This window comes from Nostoc sp. S13, assembly GCF_029379315.1.
Taxonomy (GTDB): domain Bacteria; phylum Cyanobacteriota; class Cyanobacteriia; order Cyanobacteriales; family Nostocaceae; genus Nostoc.
In genome coordinates this window covers 1-17,108 of record NZ_JAQYWQ010000133.1, presented here as the reverse complement: position 1 = coordinate 17,108, position 17,108 = coordinate 1, and the positions used below count along the sequence as shown (strand labels likewise).

Genomic DNA, 17,108 nt, shown 5'->3' with positions numbered 1-17,108 from the left:
AAGCCAGCTATGTAAGGGTTTCAGCTATTTTGAGGTTTATTTGTGGATAAGTCTATTGATGGTTCTAACAACCGAGTGGGAGGTAAGATGGTAGATCTTGACCCACAAATGCAAATGGTCTCTGGAATTTGGGGACTAACCATCCGGTTAACAGACGGTCAGCAGGATTTTCTAGTCGGGGACTTCGAGCCAGCATCTTTCCGGGACATCATGTTTGGTCGCCGTAAGAAACCGCCTGGAGGATCTGCGGGAGCCTCTGCTGCTTTTCAATCGGTGTTGACAGACCTGCACTGGGGCAATGATTTATCGGGGTCTCCCTGTTTAGAGGCACTAAAGGCTGCATCAGAAAGAAATGGGAAACTGTCAATCCGCCTTACCACCTTTGGCTATAGTACGGACAAGAATGCGGAACGGTTCACCCTTGGTACAGTGATTGGGGCGATTGGTCCTTACGACGAAAATGAGCCACGGTCGTTTGTTAAAGGGCGACGGATGGTACCGAATCTTGATTCAAACGGATCTCCCCTAAACAAAATCAATTTCTTTGATGGCTTGGTTGATGAACAAAAAAGCTTGGTCTTGGTTGATTTGGGTAATGCCCTCCCTTTGACTTCAGAATTAGGATTGCAAGACCTTGGTAACCTTCAGTTGGCAGTTCTTAAAGATGTAAATACACAGGAGTCTGAAACCCTAGCTATAGGGGATGGGTTTGTTCCATTAGGCATCCTAATTCCTTATCGAACCTCCAACTGGTTGTACACAACGGCTGGAATTTGGACGACATCTTTGCTTCTTGATCAACTCGATCTAATACGTGAACACCCTTTAGCATTGATTCAGATGCTTGATAGCAACAAAGGGAAAGTCTTGCTTCGAGAGAGTATTAACGGGTTATTAGTTCGCGCCGATAAGTTTGTGCAACGAGTTGAGGCAACAGAAACCGCTGAGATCGAACTTTTTATCAGTAGCTATGGCAAACCCCTTCCCAAGACGTCAGTGAGTATCGCTTTTAGTTGTCCCGATAATCCTACAGGAGGTGGGGACACCGGCCCCACAGCTCCCAAAGCTAAAAGCCCTTGGACAGACTGGCCCACAACTGCACTAAAAAACTTACCGCTGAAGCTGACAACAGATGCTGCGGGTAAAGCCAAGTTGTCAATTGAAACAATAGACCCTGGTAATCCCCGTGGTTACGTTGATGGGCAAATTTATACGCTGCTATACTCTCTGAAAGAGCAAGCAGACAGTCAAAGACAATCCCTTGATGCCATCTACGTTTTACTCTTTGATGGCTATCCAATTCCCGAACGCCCTACCTGGCTCGAACATATTCAGCCAATTTTTCAACAGTATGGCAACCTCTATCCGATTATGAGTAAGCGTTTGGTTGACCTGGGGGATTACGATTCAGTGCGGGAGAATCGTGCCATTTTAGAATTAGCTTTCTCGTTAGATATTCACGATCCCAATTCTATGCCAGTGACCCGTGACCTTTCTAAAGCAAAGCGAGCTACGATTCTGCGATGGTTGCAGGAGCAAGACGCGCATGGTAGCTATGTCCTACGGCTTGGACAACTCAAACCGTTGCCAGTGGGAGCGCCACAGGAAATTCAGGAAACATCGGTTAGATCATTTGCTCAAGAGCTTGAAGCAGAAGACGACTACACTATGGCACATGGTTACCAAAATTTAAAGATCGCCTTGCAGCGCAATCAATTCGACTCATAACATAAAAGCGCTCTGTACCAAAAGGAGAAGTGTATGCTAAAAATTCCCATTCGGATTATTCAAGAGATCCAAAATGCCAAACAAGCTTCAGATATTTACAAACATCTCCAAGCAGCGATCGAGCTAGAACACTCAACCATTCCGCTTTACCTGACAGCGCTCTATTCCATCCAACCTAACTCAAATCAGACAGTTAACGAAATCATTTTCTCGGTGGTGCGGGAAGAAATGCTGCACATGGTGATTGCGGCTAATGTTTTAAATGCGATCGGTGGCAGCCCTCAAGTCAACAAACCTGAATTTATTCCTACCTACCCTGGACCTTTACCAATGGTGCGGCCGGATCTAATCGTGGGACTTGCGCCTCTCTCGATGGCTCTAATCACCAACACCTTTATGCAAATAGAAACCTCCATAGATCCTGAAGATTACCCAGCCAAGCCCGTTGCTCCCGCACTGAGAACAATACTAGAGGAGGAGTATAAGACGATCGGAGAGTTCTACGAAGCAATCATTAACAAAATCACAGAGTTATATAATCACGGAAAGTTAACCATTCAACCTCGCAATCAGGTTTTCAATGAACAATGGTTTCCAAAAACGGAACTATTTGAGATCACAGACTTGCAAAGGGCTATCTCAGCCTTGCACCTGATTATTGTCCAGGGCGAAGGAACGACGACGGAGTGGAGCACAAAGGTATGCTCTCTTAACGGCAAAGGTGGAAACCAATTCACGAAGAAGTTTAGCCCCTTCGACCCAGAAAATCAGCCTGCTCATTACTATCGCTTTGCTCAAATTGTCAAAGGAGGTCGCCTAGTACCAGACCCAGAAAAGCCAGGTACATTTGTCTACAATCTGAATCAACCAATCAATCTAGACTCTGAAAAGATTTATCCACTTGTAGAAAACTCTAAAACCGAAATGTATCCCGAAGGCAGTCGGGCACGACGCTTAATCGATCAGTTCAACTACTCTTACACCAGCCTATTAAACGGCTTGCATAAGACCTTCAATGGTTACTCAGATTACTTAAATACAACAATGGGAGTGATGTTTGAACTAAAGTTGCAAGCTCAGGAGATGGCAGAGGTGGAAATCAAAGAAGGCCCTAATGCTGGGAAGCTTGTCGCACCTTCATTTGAATACCAATTATTAAGGGCATAAAAAGCAACTTGCTCCAGTCGAGTTGCCAAATTCCCACACCAAGAAGGCGTAGATATAGCCCAATACTGTTAAGTTAAGGCTATACAGACATCGCTTTGAGTCTTGGAAACTAAACCAAAGGAGAAATGCCGCTAAAGTCGTTGGTTCTTAACCTTGGTTGTGATCAAGAGTAATTTAGATGCGTTTGCCCTGCTCCTATTGAAGAGATGCTAAGTGGTTTTCTGTCGGTAAATTTTGAGATATTCTTGACGGCTAGCGTTCAACATCGGTTAATATTACTAATCGCGCTCTGACTTCAGTTTGAAAATTTACAGTAATGTTTGATGTTTAACGTGTAATTATGCTAACCAGTGTTGACCGTTTATTATTTGTCCGGCGAGTCCCAATTTTTAAGGAATTGCGGGATGATTTTATTGTGCGGCTGACTTCAGTAATGAACGAATTGTCATTTCCAGCTAATTACACCATCTTTCGACAAGGAGAAGAAGGGCGATCGCTCTATATTGTCGTGTCAGGTCGAGTTAAAGTCCACATTGGGAATAAACAACTTGCAGAGGTGGAACAGGGAAAATACTTCGGGGAGATGGCAGTATTTGATACTCAACCTCGTTCCGCCACCGCAACGACTCTAGAACCTTGTGAATTTTTAGAACTGACGCAAGAGCAACTGTATGATGCGATCGAAGAAACTCCCGAAATTGCGGTGAATATCATTCGCGAGTTATCCCGTCTGATTCGCAGGTTAAATGACGATATGAATGTAACCAATCCCCCACGGACAAATCCGGGGGTTTTTAGCAGAGAGTGAGAATAGCGGTTTAATTCTTGTGTAGGTTCTAAAACCTATTAAGCACACTTGATAAATTACATGCGTTTGCCCTGGAATGAACCGTAGGTAGTTACGACAATGCGATCGCAGTCACCTTATCTCACTTTTTTTCAACAGGACTTACGCATAAGCAACGGAAAATCAAACCACAGAGGACGCAGAGAAGCCAGTGCGTTGCGGTGAATCCAGCGCTGTAGGCGGGTTTCCCGCCGTAGGCGACTGGTGAACCCGAAGGGGGGTGGAGGAGTTTGTAGCAACTGGCGCGACACTGAGGAATAAGAGTTTGAGAGAGGCGGTTGGCGCAAGCCTGCTGCCTAACGGCGAGTCAGAGAACCAAGAATCCCCAAATTAAAAATTCGGGGAGTGTCAAAAGTCTGCGATCAACCTTGCCTTCCTCAGAAAGAATTGCAGCATAGTCTCTTCTCTAGAAATAATATCGACTGTAGCCTCCATCCCCAATTGGAGCGCACACTGATGTTTGTCCGTACCTAGAGCAAGGCTTTCTGGCTCAATTGTTACCCCATAGAAGCTACCAACGCCTGCCATCTTTTGGCTGGTGGGTGTTGTGGAACCAGTCGCAGTAGCACCATTAGCTTGAGGTACTATCGCATCTGGGGAAATTGTCTTAACCTTGCCTTTGAGAGTTCCGTAGTCTGGATAAGGACAGGCGGAAACCCGCATTTGTACCGTTTGACCTTGTTTCAACTTATTTTGATCCGGAAGTGCCACCCCTGCCTTAACCTCCAAAGGAGCGTTACTGGGGACAATTTGGGCAATTTCCTCTCCAGCAGGCACAGTTTGACCGGAGTTTCGCAGGTTTAACTTAGAAATGATCCCGTCTGCTGTGGCAGTAATGACGGTCTGGCTGAGGTCGATATTTACTTGTTCGAGTTCACGGGTGTCACGCTCTAGCTGTTTTTGGATTTCAATTCGTTGCTGGATCAAGGCAAGGCGTTCTTTATCTAATGTCGCAATGCTGGCTTGACCCGTAGCTTTTTCTTGGGCAATGCGTTGAGAAGCGATCGCAACTTCTGCATTACTCGGATTAAGGGCAGCTTGAAAGTGTTGCAATTTAGCTTTAGCCGCCTGAAGAGCTTGTTCTTGCTGGCGAACAGCTAATTCTGCTTCCTCAAATTGATCTTGAGACAAGGCTCCTGCTTTGGCTACACCCTCGTATCGATTCCGCTTTGACTGAGCTGCTTTTAAACTGGCGATCGCTGCATTTACATTTGCAGAAGCTTCTTCAACATCAGTAGCGGTGGTAATTTGCTTGTCTTGAAAGTCCCGGCTGCGACCGCTTAATTCAGCTTCAGCGCCAGCGATCACACGGTTGATGCGCTCAGTTTCAGCTACAACCTGGTTATTAATCGCATTAATTTGTGCGTTGATTTGAATAATTTGTAAACGACTTTGCCCAATGTTACTTTGCAGTTGGCTCTTTTTGGTTTGCAACTTCGAGTTGTCAATAGTAGCAATGACATCCCCTTTTTTGACAACTTGATTTTCTGCAACAAAGACGCGCATCACCTGACCCTCGGTCGCAGCTTGAACGAGCCGCAATTCACCAGCAGGACGAACGATAGCCTGTCCTTTAACTGTCACTTTATATTTGGTAATAGAGGCAAGTGGAACAGCTAGCCCCAGAGTACAGACAAGCACTAGTCCGCCCAGAGTAGTCCAACGACCAAGTGGCGGCAGAAACTCGTTGTCTTGAATTGGGGGCAGGTAGTCTGAGTTGGGATGGGTAAGCATGACGGTATTATTTGGTGATTGGCTTTAATTTGCCGTTCAGGTGAAAATTAGAGGTTTTGGGTACTAAACCATTTGTAAATGAGTCAACGCTGTCTAAGAAGTCTAAGTGTTCGCCAGGTTGATGGCGCAGAGCCTCTGGAGTGCCTTGGATTTTCAAACGCCCTTCTTGCAGTAGTACAATCCAATCAGCCCGCCCAATGACTTTCGGGCGATGGCTAATCATAATTGTGGTTTTGCCCTGCCGATGGTACAGCAGTCTATCTAGCACTTCGGCTTCACTTACTGGGTCGAGAGCGCCAGTGGATTCATCTAAAATTAATATTGGCGGGTCAGTAACTATAGCTCTAGCGATCGCTAATCTCTGTCGTTGTCCACCAGAAAGATTCGCGCCAAATTCACCTAAAACAGTTTGATATTTATCGGGCAGTTTACTAATAAACTCATCTGCACCAGCAATAGAGCAAGCCTGTACAATTTGTTCAAAGGCAATTTGGGGATAGCTGAAACGGAAGTTTTCAATAATTGATCGGCTCCAGAAATGCGGTTCTTGAGGAACTAAAACTACCTGTTGTCGTAAGCATTCCATCGAGAGGTCTTGCTGATTATAGATGCCATAGCGAATATTGCCAGACTGGAGGAAATACAAACCTGCAAGTAGTTTGGCGAGAGTACTTTTTCCACAGCCGGATTTCCCAATCAAGGCAATGACTTGATCGCCAGGGATAGTTAGGGAAAAATCTTGCAGCAAGTCAACCCTACCTGCATGGTGGAAATTAAGGTTGGTGCAAGTAATATCTGCATTGCCCTTAAGTTCTGCCCAAGGCTTTTTCTCGTCCTTTTCATCTTCTGGGGTAGCATCAATCACCTCCGTCAAGCGTTGGATAACAATCTGGGCAGTGATAAATTCATCAACTAAGCCGATGACTGAACCCAAAAAGCCGAGAAAGTTGCCACTCATCCCACTAAAGGCCAGCAACTGACCGATGCTCAAAGTCTGATTAATCACCAAGTATGACCCTAACCACAGTAAGGCAATATTCGTGCAAGTAGAAAAAATATTAGTGATTGTGCTACTGTAAAGCCCAAGTTAGCAAGCCGACCATAATTAGTCTGATACTCTTGCCAAGCTTGGGGAGTGGCTTGGGTAGTCTTTAGCACCTGCACACCGCGAAAAGTTTCAACAAGAAAGCCTTGGTTTTCTGTACCTAAGACGATCGCGCTGCGGGTTTTCTGGCGCAAGGCTGGAAGAAAAAGCAGGTTAACGAGGGTGACAAGAATAAAAGCAGCCAGGGAAGCCAAAGTCAGCCCCCAACTGTAAAAGAGCATGAAGCCCAAGGAAACCAAGGCGATAAAAAAATGGCTGGGTAAACCGAGGACAATTTGAGAAACTAGCTCATTAATGTGATTGACATCGGCAATCCGACTGACTACTTCGCCACTGCGCCGTCCTTCAAAATATGAGAGGGGCAAGCGCAATAGTTGCCGCCCGTATTCTAGAATCAGCCCTAATTGTAACCTTTGACCAAAGTGACCAATTAGGTGAGATTGTACCAAACCGATCGCACTGCTAAATAGATTCATCGTGATCGCTCCAATTGCCACCACGGTTAGCAGTTGGGTATCTCCCCGCACGAGTACGTCATCAGTAAGCAATTGCATCATTAAAGGAGAGACAAGGGAGAGCAATCCGATGACGATGTTGATTGCGATCGCTTGGATGAGAATAGCGCGATAGGGCAAAACCCGCATCAGATAACGCCCAAAGCCGCCAATTTTATCATCTGATTGCTGATAAAAGCGGCTGTCGTCTGGCGTTAGCAGTAGCATGATGCCATTGCCCCACCCTTCGAGCAACTCCTCGCGGGTGAGATAGCGGATACCTACACCAGGGTCAGCAATTACATATTTTTTCCCTTTTTGCCCGTACAGAACTACCCAGTGGTAGCCTTTCCAGTGAATGATGGCGGGTAGAGGGGCTTTATGCAATTGGTCAAGCAGTTGCTCTGAGGCTTTAACTTGACGCGTATTAAATCCTAGAGTTTCTGCACCCCGCCTCAAACCCAGCAAGCTGGTTCCCCGTGATCCTGTACCAACTGCTTCCCGCATTCGACTAATGGCAAAGGTGCGTCCGTAGTGTTTGGCAATAGTCGCTAGACAAGCAGCACCACAGTCTTCTTCGCTGTGTTGAAGTACACTTTAGTAGCGCATTTTTCTTAAAGACCTATATTATTTTGTTTTTGAGCATAAAAAATCCCATGTAGGAGCGATCGTTCTATGCCCCTACAGGTGTCATGTGTATTGTTTGCTCTAATTTGAGCTACTGTTCAGCTTTTAACTGGGATTTTTGAATGTGTGCCTATTCAACATCAACACCTGGGCCTGGTAGCCGCTTGATGAACTGCGTCGATACCCATTGATTCAGCGACAAGGCTAATTTACGGAATCCGTTCTTCAGGATAGCTGGGGACTCCAAGTACTTGACCTGACCGGGATACCAGTAACCAACAATGCGGTAGTTAGTACTCGGCCCAGAACGAATTCTTAACCGACTGTGACACCCTGAGTCGTATACGGATAAAATACACCTCCCTTCATAGTTTCTGCTTCTTCAGATTTCAATTCAACAATTAGATCTTCATCATGAAGATAGTTGAGCGTTTCCATTTTTTTCTCCTTCTCTGTTATTAGAGTTTCTTGTTGTTTGTATCGAGACACAAATCTCTAAAACTATTGCCACTTTCCTTCATTCCAGATTGATTTTGATGTGGAAATAGTGACTAAAATCGCTGAAAGGCTTAGGTAGTCTGGGTTTCAACAATTTTAGTCATAAATTACTAAAAAGCTTACCACAAGAAGGTTTCAAGAATTTTTGAGCTTATTACCCAACAAATTTAATGTACTTCGTCGATACCCACTGATTCACATCAAAAGCGAATTTACGAAATCCATTCTTCACAATAGCTGGTACCTGTAAGTAGTTTATTTGACCGGGATACCAGCGACCAACAACTTTGTAGTTGGTGCCCGGTCCAGAACGAATGTTTAAGTAAGTAGAGACACCCTTAGTCGTGTACCGGGAGAGCTGGACGCCTCCCTGTATAGTTTCTGCTTCTTCAGGTTTCAATTCAACAATTAGGGATTCATCATGAAGATAGTTGAGCGTTTCCATCATTTTCTCCTTATAGAGTGTGCATTTTTCTGCATCTGCGTTTTACAAGTTACCTTTTAAAAAAGTAACCTTGTATTAATAGAAATCCAGTTTGATTAGTGGAAGCTTTCCAAGATATGAGCATTGTTGGATAAAGCTTTTAATCTTAGTATGCTTTCAAGAATCAAGCTGCATTCCTATATTTAGTAGTGTATGAAATCAAAATTTGAGTGACAATGCACATTTTGTTGTTAAAACTATTAATTATGTTGCTAGTGATTGACACTAACATTAGAACGCTGAGTATTACGCCAAGCTTGAGGTGTAGTACCATGAAACTGGCGAAATTGACGAAAGAAATATCCTTCATATTGGTAGCCTATTGCACAAGCAATCTGATTAACTGGCTGGTTGGTTTCCAGAAGGAAGGCACGCGCAGCTAGCATCCGGCGTTCAAAGATCCAATCATTTACTGTTTTTCCGGTTTTGCGTCGCACTAGATTGGTTAGATAAGCTGCGGAATAACCAACTGCAACAGCTACGTCACTTAAACCAATCGATTGATCATAATTAGCTTCGATATAGTCAAAAACTTCCTTTAGTTGCAGGCAATTAGGAAAAAGCCGATGTGGTGCTGATATTCGTTAGACTTATCCACAAATAAACCTCAAAATAGCTGAAACCCTTACATAGCTGGCTTTTTAGCTTATATAAAACAGGAACCTCTAAAACCCTCTCCAGAGCTAGGTTTCAGCCAAATAAAGTTCTCATTTCCGGATAAGTCTGTTGATATTTAGCTAAACCCGACTGCTTTGAGGCAACGTGTTTTTCCAGTCGAGGAGCGATTGCTGCCAATAATTCTTCTGTAGAATCTAAAGTTGTCTGAAGCAAAGAAAGGGACTTTTGTAGTTCTATCTGTGTCTGCTGATCGGAAGCTTTCTCACGGCACAATTGCTTTTTAGCAGTACTTAATTCAGCCAAAAGCTGTTGTACTTTTGACTCTAACGCCCTATTAGTTCTCTGTAAGGCCAAGAAACTCTGCTGGTGTAAGGGAAACTCGTCGTAGACATCGCTTATATCATGATCCCAGATATGCGGCAGTGTGACTTGAAAATTGCCTTGTTCTAAAATACCGTTGTTAGAAACCATACTTCCACTCCTTGCAATTACTGAATGAGGTTTTAAAGATTAGTTTCCATCCTCAAACTGCTGACAAGCTTTTATAAGAAGAATTCAGAACTCAGGAGTCAGAATTCAGTATGAATTCTGTACGAGTGGGTGATGAATATTGGTTAAAACCTCGCCCCTGGTGGGCGAAAAAAATTAAAATATTCTCGCCTTAAAACTCTATCCCTTTATGGGTAGAGTATTCTGAATTCTGAATTCTGTATTCTGACTCCTGTTTTATACCTATTAATTTGCATCGAGAAAGCCAAATTGATACCGAGTTTTCAAAATCTCTTTCTAAGTCAAGCCTCTATTTTTATATCAGGGGAAAATTGGATAACTATGAAAAATGCAATACTTTGGCCTATTTTCTTTAAATAACCTCTCTTATCTACTCTTACGCCGTATCTAAGGAAGTTCATCATCAAGATAATTGAGCGTTTCGATCATTTTCTCCTCTAGTGTTGTTAAACTTCCTTGTTCCTTGTGTCTGGGCACAAATCTCTAGAACTGTTGCCAGAAAACTAGATGCAAAACTTGTTATTTTGAGTTCCTACCTATTACTCGGAGAGTTATGCCTGTGTTTTATACAGGGCATTAGTTCTTGTAATATTTATTCACAAAACTAATGGCAAAGGTGCGTCGCTACGAATTAATGAAATGCTGTACTAGGAGAAGCTGGTTACTTGGTACTACCTTAAATCCAGGTTCCTGAAGATACTACTTTCAGACATTCTTTAAGAAACTGCTGGGGAATTTCTCGACTTTCTCCCCAATGCAGATGAACATAAGAAGCATGAATATTAGCAGGTAAACCCCATCCCTCGCATCCCATATTTTCCTTACAATCGTAGCGAGAAGTTTCAAATAGGGGCTGAGTGGGAGTTAAGGTTAAATGAGAACGATGAAACTCATGTCCGTAAACAGTTATACCTGCCTTAACTAAGAGATTATCTTGCAAAGCTACTGCACGACGATAGCCCAGAGTTAAACGCCCACCCATCACAGCTGATGTCGGTAGCACTCCCGCCATTGGCCAAGATTTACCCTCAAAATCGATAATTTGCTCACACAAATACATCAATCCTCCGCATTCGGCAATTGTCGGCATTCCTTTAAGTATTGCCGTTTTCACTGCATCACGAACGCTGGTATTTTCTGCTAGTTGCTGGGCAAAAACTTCTGGGAAACCACCCCCAAAATACATTCCCTGCACATCTTTTGGTATGCCAGCATCTTCTAAGGGACTCCAGAAAACCAGTTCTGCACCAAGCTGTTGCAGCAAATCGAGATTATCTTGGTAGTAAAAATTAAAAGCGCGATCGCGGGCTACTGCAATTCTAACCAGGGAGGGGAGATGAGGGTGATGTGGGGGATGAGGGAGAGGTTCGGATTTTAACAAAGGTAACAAGCGTTGCCAATCGAAGCAAGTATCTCCTAAATCGGCGAGGCGATTAATTAAAGCATTGAGTTCGGGAAGTTCTGATGTGGGTACTAAACCCAAGTGGCGATCGGGAATTGTGATGTTATCTTGACGCCGCAGTACGCCGAGAATTGGTAATTGTAAGGATTCTAGGGAATCTTTCAGGAGAGAGAGATGGCGATCGCTCCCCACGCGATTTAATACTACCCCAGCGATTTTAATTCGGGGATCAAAAGACTGGTACCCGTGAGCGATCGCAGCTACAGAACCAGATAAACGACTGCAATCAATCACCAATACCACAGCTAAATCTAAAAGCCGCGCAATGTGTGCCGTACTCGCAAAGTCTGTTGAGCATTGGGCATTGGGCATTGGGCATTGGGCATTGGTTATTAATTCTTCTTCCCCCACTCCCCACTCCCTACTCCCCTTCACTCCATCAAATAACCCCATTACCCCTTCTACTAGAGCATATTCACTCAGTTGGCTATGAAGGGCAAAACATTGCTGAACGTAGGCTTCAGAAGTCAGTACTGGGTCTAAATTGCGACAAGCACGACCAGTTACATGTTGATGAAACATCGGATCAATGTAGTCTGGGCCTACCTTGAAAGATTGCACCAGGCGATCGCGACGACGTAAAGATGCTAAAAGGGCAAGGGTGACTGTTGTCTTCCCCACTCCACTACGTTCCCCAGCAATGACTAAAGCCATAAATAAAACAAATAAGATTTTTATGCAGCAACTATTTGAGTATTAGTTAAATTTTGACTGTTAAAATTATTCGGTGTTTGACAACATCTGCAAAAGAGGAACGTTTTATGATCGTTGTTCATCATCTTAACAACTCGCGATCGCAGCGTGTGCTATGGCTGCTTGAAGAATTAGGTATCGAATACGAGATAAAATTCTATGAACGCGATCCAAAGACGATGCTGGCACCAGAGTCGCTGCGCCAAATCCATCCGCTCGGCAAGTCACCAGTGATTACAGATGCCAACCTGACGATCGCTGAGTCGGGCGCCATCATCGAATACCTGGTTGATCACTACGGTAATGGTCGCCTAGTTCCAGCATCCAGTACCCCGGAGCATCTGCGCTACACGTATTGGCTGCATTACGCCGAAGGCTCTGCAATGCCACTGTTGTTGATGCAGCTGGTCTTAAACAATTTCGGGGCAGGCGACAGCAGCGTCGTTAGCGGATTCATCGCGCCCCAGATCAAACTTCACTTTGACTACATAGAAGGTGAACTCCGTAAAAGTACGTGGTTTACGGGTGAGGAATTTACTGCCGCCGATATCCAAATGAGCTTTCCCGTCGAACTAATCGCTATGGTAAAAGAAGAAGTCGAGAGCCGACCAAAGCTCCAAGAATTTGTCGAGCGCATTCATGCGCGACCTGCTTACAAACGTGCCCTTGAGCGTGGAGGTAAATATGACCTATCCTTTCAATAATTTAGGGAAAGCAACAAAAAAGACATCTTCAGAAATTAATTTAGGACTTACGCAAAATATCTCTGAAACTCTAATTTCTCGGTGTCGCGCCAGTTGCTACAACGGGGGGAACCCCCCTTCGGGTTCACCAGTCGCCTACGGCGGGAAACCCGCCTACAGCGCTGGATTCACCGCAACGCACTGGCTTCTCTGCGCCTGGAGCAGTTCGTTATTCCGTAACTCGTGCGTAAGTCCTATAGGACTGATATTTGATTTTTGAAATATACGTAGGGTGCGTTAGCCTTTGGCGTAACGCACCACCTCTGATTCCAGGTGCGTTACGCTACGCGATAACACACCCTACATATACTTAGATTTTTTCACAAATTAAATCGGATTGCTATATAATTATGCGTTACCTGAAATCCTTTTAGAGACGCTGCAAAAAATCTAAGTAGTCTTGTAGAGAGTACGGCATCAAAAGCTTGCAATGGTAACGTACTCTCGGTGTCAACACAACGCCCTTCGGGTTCACCAGTGGCCTACAGAAGGAAACCTTCTTGCAGCGCTGGTTCACCAGTTGCGACAACGGATAGCGTAGCGCAGCGTTAGCGAGTTAAGACGCTCGTTCCTCTCTACGAGACGCTGCGCGTCGCTATCGAGCGTCGGCAACCTCCGCAATGCACTCGCTTCCCGACGTATATTTCAAAAATTAAATATTAGTCCTATATTAAATTTATGAGGGCGTTAGACTGTTTTGGCATACCTCCTCTGCAATCCCAAATGTAAAATTGAACAGATGCCAATTATTAATAAGCTAATTGAAATTGAAACTGAGCCAAAAATTAATATTCATAATATAACACCAAAAATTAAAGAGTTTTTGGCTTCAACATCAATTCAAAATGGACAAATTTTAGTATTTTCTCGACACACTACAACAGCATTAAGTATCAACGAAAATGAAGTTAGATTATTAGAAGATATAAAAGTCTTCTTGCAAAAATTAGCACCAGAATCAGATAGCTATTTGCATAATGATTTGCATTTAAGAGATGTCCCCGAAGATGAGCCGATTAATGCTCACTCTCACTTAATGGCAATGATGCTGACTACTAGCGAGATAATTCCCATTTTGGATGGTAAATTAGCTTTGGGAACCTGGCAATCTGTGTTGTTTTTTGAGTTGGATGGGCCGCGCAAAAGAACGGTACTTGTCCAAATTTCTGGCGAATAATCCAACTTCACACCTGCAATCCTTCCAGAACAACCCAAATCTGAGAAAATTACGAGCATAACTAAAAAGTGCATCAGTTGATTTACTTACAGCAATTACAAATTTGCAAGCATGTTTTCAAGCATAACCTTCCTTTCCACAAACCAGGACTTTGTTTCTGACTTTTCACGGGATCTGGAAAACCTCTCTGTTTGCAGGAGAGAGGCTTTAAATTCTCCCCATTCCCTACAAAGGTTGGGGGCTGGGGAGTTAGGTTTCACGTTAGCTTTTCCACATGAGGTGAAAAGTTAGGGCTTTCGTTGTGTCAAAGGCAAACGCAATTAATGATGAAAAATAACGATAACTTTGTATTACGTAATACTTGGTACTATGCTTTGCCTAGTGATCAAATCAAGCCAGGTATGATGATCAGCCGCATTTTCTTGGGAGAACCAGTGCTGCTAGTCCGCAGCCAGGATGGCAAAGTCTCTGCTATGCGGGACATTTGTCCCCATCGTGCAGTGCCCTTAAGTTGTGGTAGATTCAATGGGCAAGAAGTGGAATGCTGTTACCACGGGTGGCGCTTTGACCCGGCTGGACGCTGCACTGCGATTCCATCTCTTGTAGAGGAGCAGCAAATGGATTTGAGCCGCTTTGACGTTCAGTCCTATGAAGTGCGGGAAGCTCAAGGAAATATCTGGATATATATGGCTGATCCGGATAACTCTCAACCTGCGGCTTCTGAGATAGAGATTCCAGTAATTCCAGGGTTTGATCAGCGATCCCTACGGGGGGCTTCGCCAACGCCCCAGTTCGTAGAGGTGATGAGATTCCCCTGTTTTGTCGATCATGCAGTGGTAGGTCTGATGGACCCGGCCCATTCACCCTATGTTCATCAAGCCTGGTGGTGGCGAAATGAGCAACTGTGCGAGGAAGTGAAGCAATTCGACGCTTCGCCCTACGGCTTCACGATGCGACGGCACCGATTGCCAGCGAATGGGGGTCGATTATACTGGCTGATTGGCGGTGGTGTGCCGGAAACGGAGATTTCTTTTCGTTTACCTGGAGTGAGAATAGAAGAAACCACCATTGGCAACCATCGAGTCGTTAATTTAACGGCAGTTACACCGATTTCAGACACAGAAACTGAGGTAACTTTTGCTCTTTACTGGACACTTCCTTGGGTAGGATTTTTCAAGCCACTATTACATGTGCTGGCGCGGACTTTCATTGGTCAAGACCGAACAGTTGTGGAAAAGCAGCAGATTGGTTTGCAATATAATCCTGTGCTGCGCCTGATTAAAGACTCAGATATGCAAGCGCAGTGGTATTACCAGTTAAAGCGGGAGTATGCTCGGTCTGTGGCTGAAGGACGAGAATTTGTGAATCCTGTCAAGGGTCAAATACTGCGTTGGCGTGCTTAAATTACTCCAAACTAAATTCTGTAAACTCAATGCGTCTAAACAGCATATTTCGGTCTACGGCTGACAAAATTTTATTATTGGCGCAATCGCTATTTAAACAGCGACCAACTAACTGCGCGACATCTGCACGATTGATGCTACCAATAATCTGCGGATCTTCAGTCAAAACGCCATTACCGGTTGCTGGTTCTGACTTTAGTCCACCAGGACGGATGATTGTATAGGTGAGTCCACTGGCAATTAAGTGTTGTTCAGCTTTGTCTTTCTCAGCTAAAACTTTTCCCAGTACCTCTAAAACTTGAGGTGACGCAGCAACAACACTATTGCCAGCACCTATGGAAGACACAAGAATAAACTTTTGCACTCCAGCTTTAACTGCTGCATCAATCAGATTTTTATTACCAGGGTAATCTGGCCTTTCTACATCTGTTGGTAAACCGCCAATTGTACTGATAACAGTGTGAATAGGTTCATCTGTCAGGATTGCGCGTTCTACATCCTCAACATTCAAGGCATTTCCCAGAACTACCTCAATACCAATTCTTTCTAGTTCAGCAGCAACTGCTACTGTTCTCAAGAGTGCTTTGACCTTTAGCTGTTGCGCTCTGAGATATTGGGCAATTTCTCGACCAACACCGCGACTTGCTCCAGCCAGAAAAATATAAGATGCACTTGGCATATTGATTTTGGATTACCTAATAAGCTGAACTATTTACGCTCAGAGGATTTTATCAGAGAATTGGCAACAGTTAATAATTGCTCAAGCTCCTGGGATGCTTCTGCTTGGTGACGAACATGAGTGTCAATAAATAGACCAATAATTTCACTCATTAGCAAACGCAAGTTTTCTTGGGGTTGAGTAGCTTTTAAGTCGAGATACGGTCTAACTATAGTGAAGTCTGGCTGATCAACTATCGAAAAGTGATTTGCTCCCTCTAAGATTACTAGATAGCTGTCATTTCGTCCCCCAGCTATTGCTTCTTGGAATGTACGTATGACTGGGGTGGTAGCATCCCCAGAACTTACACCATAGGGTTCGCTACTGTTAACCATGAATCCATCACGGGTTCCTCCCATCAGTAGCAGTGGTAGGGAATCTGGTAAAGGCAAGATAGTTCCTGGTTCATACCCCATCATTGAAAGTCCTCTGCTACTCGCGCCATAAGTAAAAGATGCAGCAACTTCAGGGAAAAACCGAGGGTCAGCATTTTGGATAGATACCATACCACCCGCAGAGTGTCCACCGAGAATGATCCGTTGTAAATCCAGCATTCCTGCTAAAACTCCGTGATTTTGTAACTGTTTGAGTTTAACTAGGAGTGCTGGCAAAGCCAAAGCTGTGGGAGCAGTACGATAAATTGTAGGTTTCATCTTTTCAAAATTAACTCCAGGTGTGAGGCTAATTACGCCTGGTAGATTTTTGGCAATCCAATTAAACAGAACCACTACCAATCCACGTTCAGCCAATTTAACCGCTAACCATTGGTATTGTTGGGCATCACAGTTATAACCATTGAAGAAAATCACTACTGGAAAAGGCGCCTTTTGTGGATTAGCTGGCTCAATTTGGATACTTTTTTCTAGCTGACTGTCCGGTATCTGTGCTGGATAGAGAATTTTCAGGTGAATGGTATCGTAAGGTGACTGGACACCCTCAACTTTGGCAGCTTCAAAAAAAGCACGAACTGTCATCTGTACTTTCCTTACTATGACTTCAAGAAAATCTTCCCCTCAGTGTACAACTGTTTCTCACAAGCAAAATCTAATAGACATCTGGTGAAATTAAATATGCGTTATCTAGAACCCTTGTAGAGACGC

14 protein-coding genes and 1 pseudogene are annotated in these 17,108 nt (G+C 44.1%); 7 read left to right on the top strand and 8 right to left on the bottom strand.

The annotated features are described in order from the left end of the window. The first annotated feature begins 42 nt into the window (after positions 1-42). The 3 genes from PUQ00_RS28145 (at position 43) to PUQ00_RS28135 (ending at position 3,703) form a co-directional block, all read left to right on the top strand. Positions 43-1,728 (top strand): hypothetical protein, encoded by a 1,686-nt coding sequence (locus PUQ00_RS28145; RefSeq protein ID WP_300422770.1) that lies wholly within the window; start codon positions 43-45, stop codon positions 1,726-1,728. A gap of 33 nt (positions 1,729-1,761) precedes the next feature. After that, positions 1,762-2,895 carry a ferritin-like protein gene (locus tag PUQ00_RS28140; RefSeq protein WP_300422769.1) on the top strand — a complete coding sequence of 378 codons (1,134 nt, stop codon included), beginning with the start codon at positions 1,762-1,764 and terminating at the stop codon, positions 2,893-2,895. A 340-nt stretch (positions 2,896-3,235) separates the two neighbouring features. Continuing rightward, a complete protein-coding gene (locus tag PUQ00_RS28135; RefSeq protein ID WP_300422767.1) occupies positions 3,236-3,703 on the top strand; it encodes a cyclic nucleotide-binding domain-containing protein in 468 nt (155 codons plus the stop codon). Positions 3,704-4,090: 387 nt separating this feature from the next. Here PUQ00_RS28135 and PUQ00_RS28130 read toward each other — a convergent pair whose 3' ends face one another. From PUQ00_RS28130 to PUQ00_RS28105, 6 genes and pseudogenes are all read right to left on the bottom strand, one after another. Then, the gene (locus tag PUQ00_RS28130) at positions 4,091-5,476 is read right to left on the bottom strand and encodes an HlyD family efflux transporter periplasmic adaptor subunit (RefSeq protein ID WP_300422765.1); all 1,386 of its coding nucleotides are present in this window, start codon (positions 5,474-5,476) and stop codon (positions 4,091-4,093) included. Positions 5,477-5,483: 7 nt separating this feature from the next. Next, positions 5,484-7,684 (bottom strand): annotated as a pseudogene (locus PUQ00_RS28125) (peptidase domain-containing ABC transporter). A gap of 670 nt (positions 7,685-8,354) precedes the next feature. After that, on the bottom strand, positions 8,355-8,648 hold the full coding sequence (locus PUQ00_RS28120; RefSeq protein ID WP_300422764.1) for a hypothetical protein: 294 nt from the start codon (positions 8,646-8,648) through the stop codon (positions 8,355-8,357). A gap of 248 nt (positions 8,649-8,896) precedes the next feature. Beyond that, positions 8,897-9,205, bottom strand: coding sequence for an AraC family transcriptional regulator (locus tag PUQ00_RS28115; RefSeq protein ID WP_366145976.1), 309 nt, complete (start codon positions 9,203-9,205; stop codon positions 8,897-8,899). Between the two features lie 169 nt (positions 9,206-9,374). Continuing rightward, positions 9,375-9,773 carry a hypothetical protein gene (locus tag PUQ00_RS28110; RefSeq protein ID WP_300422762.1) on the bottom strand — a complete coding sequence of 133 codons (399 nt, stop codon included), beginning with the start codon at positions 9,771-9,773 and terminating at the stop codon, positions 9,375-9,377. A gap of 715 nt (positions 9,774-10,488) precedes the next feature. Beyond that, positions 10,489-11,928, bottom strand: coding sequence for a cobyrinate a,c-diamide synthase (locus PUQ00_RS28105; RefSeq protein ID WP_300422760.1), 1,440 nt, complete (start codon positions 11,926-11,928; stop codon positions 10,489-10,491). Positions 11,929-12,005: 77 nt separating this feature from the next. Between PUQ00_RS28105 and PUQ00_RS28100 the strand changes: the two genes are divergently transcribed. From PUQ00_RS28100 to PUQ00_RS28085, 4 genes are all read left to right on the top strand, one after another. Further along, positions 12,006-12,671 (top strand): glutathione S-transferase, encoded by a 666-nt coding sequence (locus tag PUQ00_RS28100; protein WP_300422759.1) that lies wholly within the window; start codon positions 12,006-12,008, stop codon positions 12,669-12,671. 93 nt (positions 12,672-12,764) lie between these two features. Then, positions 12,765-12,890, top strand: a complete 126-nt coding sequence (locus PUQ00_RS28095) for a hypothetical protein (protein ID WP_300422757.1) — start codon at positions 12,765-12,767, stop codon at positions 12,888-12,890. Positions 12,891-13,449: 559 nt separating this feature from the next. Then, positions 13,450-13,887, top strand: a complete 438-nt coding sequence (locus tag PUQ00_RS28090) for a secondary thiamine-phosphate synthase enzyme YjbQ (RefSeq protein ID WP_300422755.1) — start codon at positions 13,450-13,452, stop codon at positions 13,885-13,887. 326 nt (positions 13,888-14,213) lie between these two features. After that, positions 14,214-15,290 (top strand): aromatic ring-hydroxylating dioxygenase subunit alpha, encoded by a 1,077-nt coding sequence (locus tag PUQ00_RS28085; RefSeq protein ID WP_300422771.1) that lies wholly within the window; start codon positions 14,214-14,216, stop codon positions 15,288-15,290. 1 nt (position 15,291) lies between these two features. Here the strand turns inward: PUQ00_RS28085 and PUQ00_RS28080 are convergent, their stop codons facing one another. Then, positions 15,292-15,969 (bottom strand): SDR family oxidoreductase, encoded by a 678-nt coding sequence (locus tag PUQ00_RS28080; RefSeq protein ID WP_300422752.1) that lies wholly within the window; start codon positions 15,967-15,969, stop codon positions 15,292-15,294. 29 nt (positions 15,970-15,998) lie between these two features. Further along, the gene (locus tag PUQ00_RS28075; RefSeq protein ID WP_300422751.1) at positions 15,999-16,982 is read right to left on the bottom strand and encodes a dienelactone hydrolase; all 984 of its coding nucleotides are present in this window, start codon (positions 16,980-16,982) and stop codon (positions 15,999-16,001) included. Between the last annotated feature and the right edge of the window lie 126 nt (positions 16,983-17,108).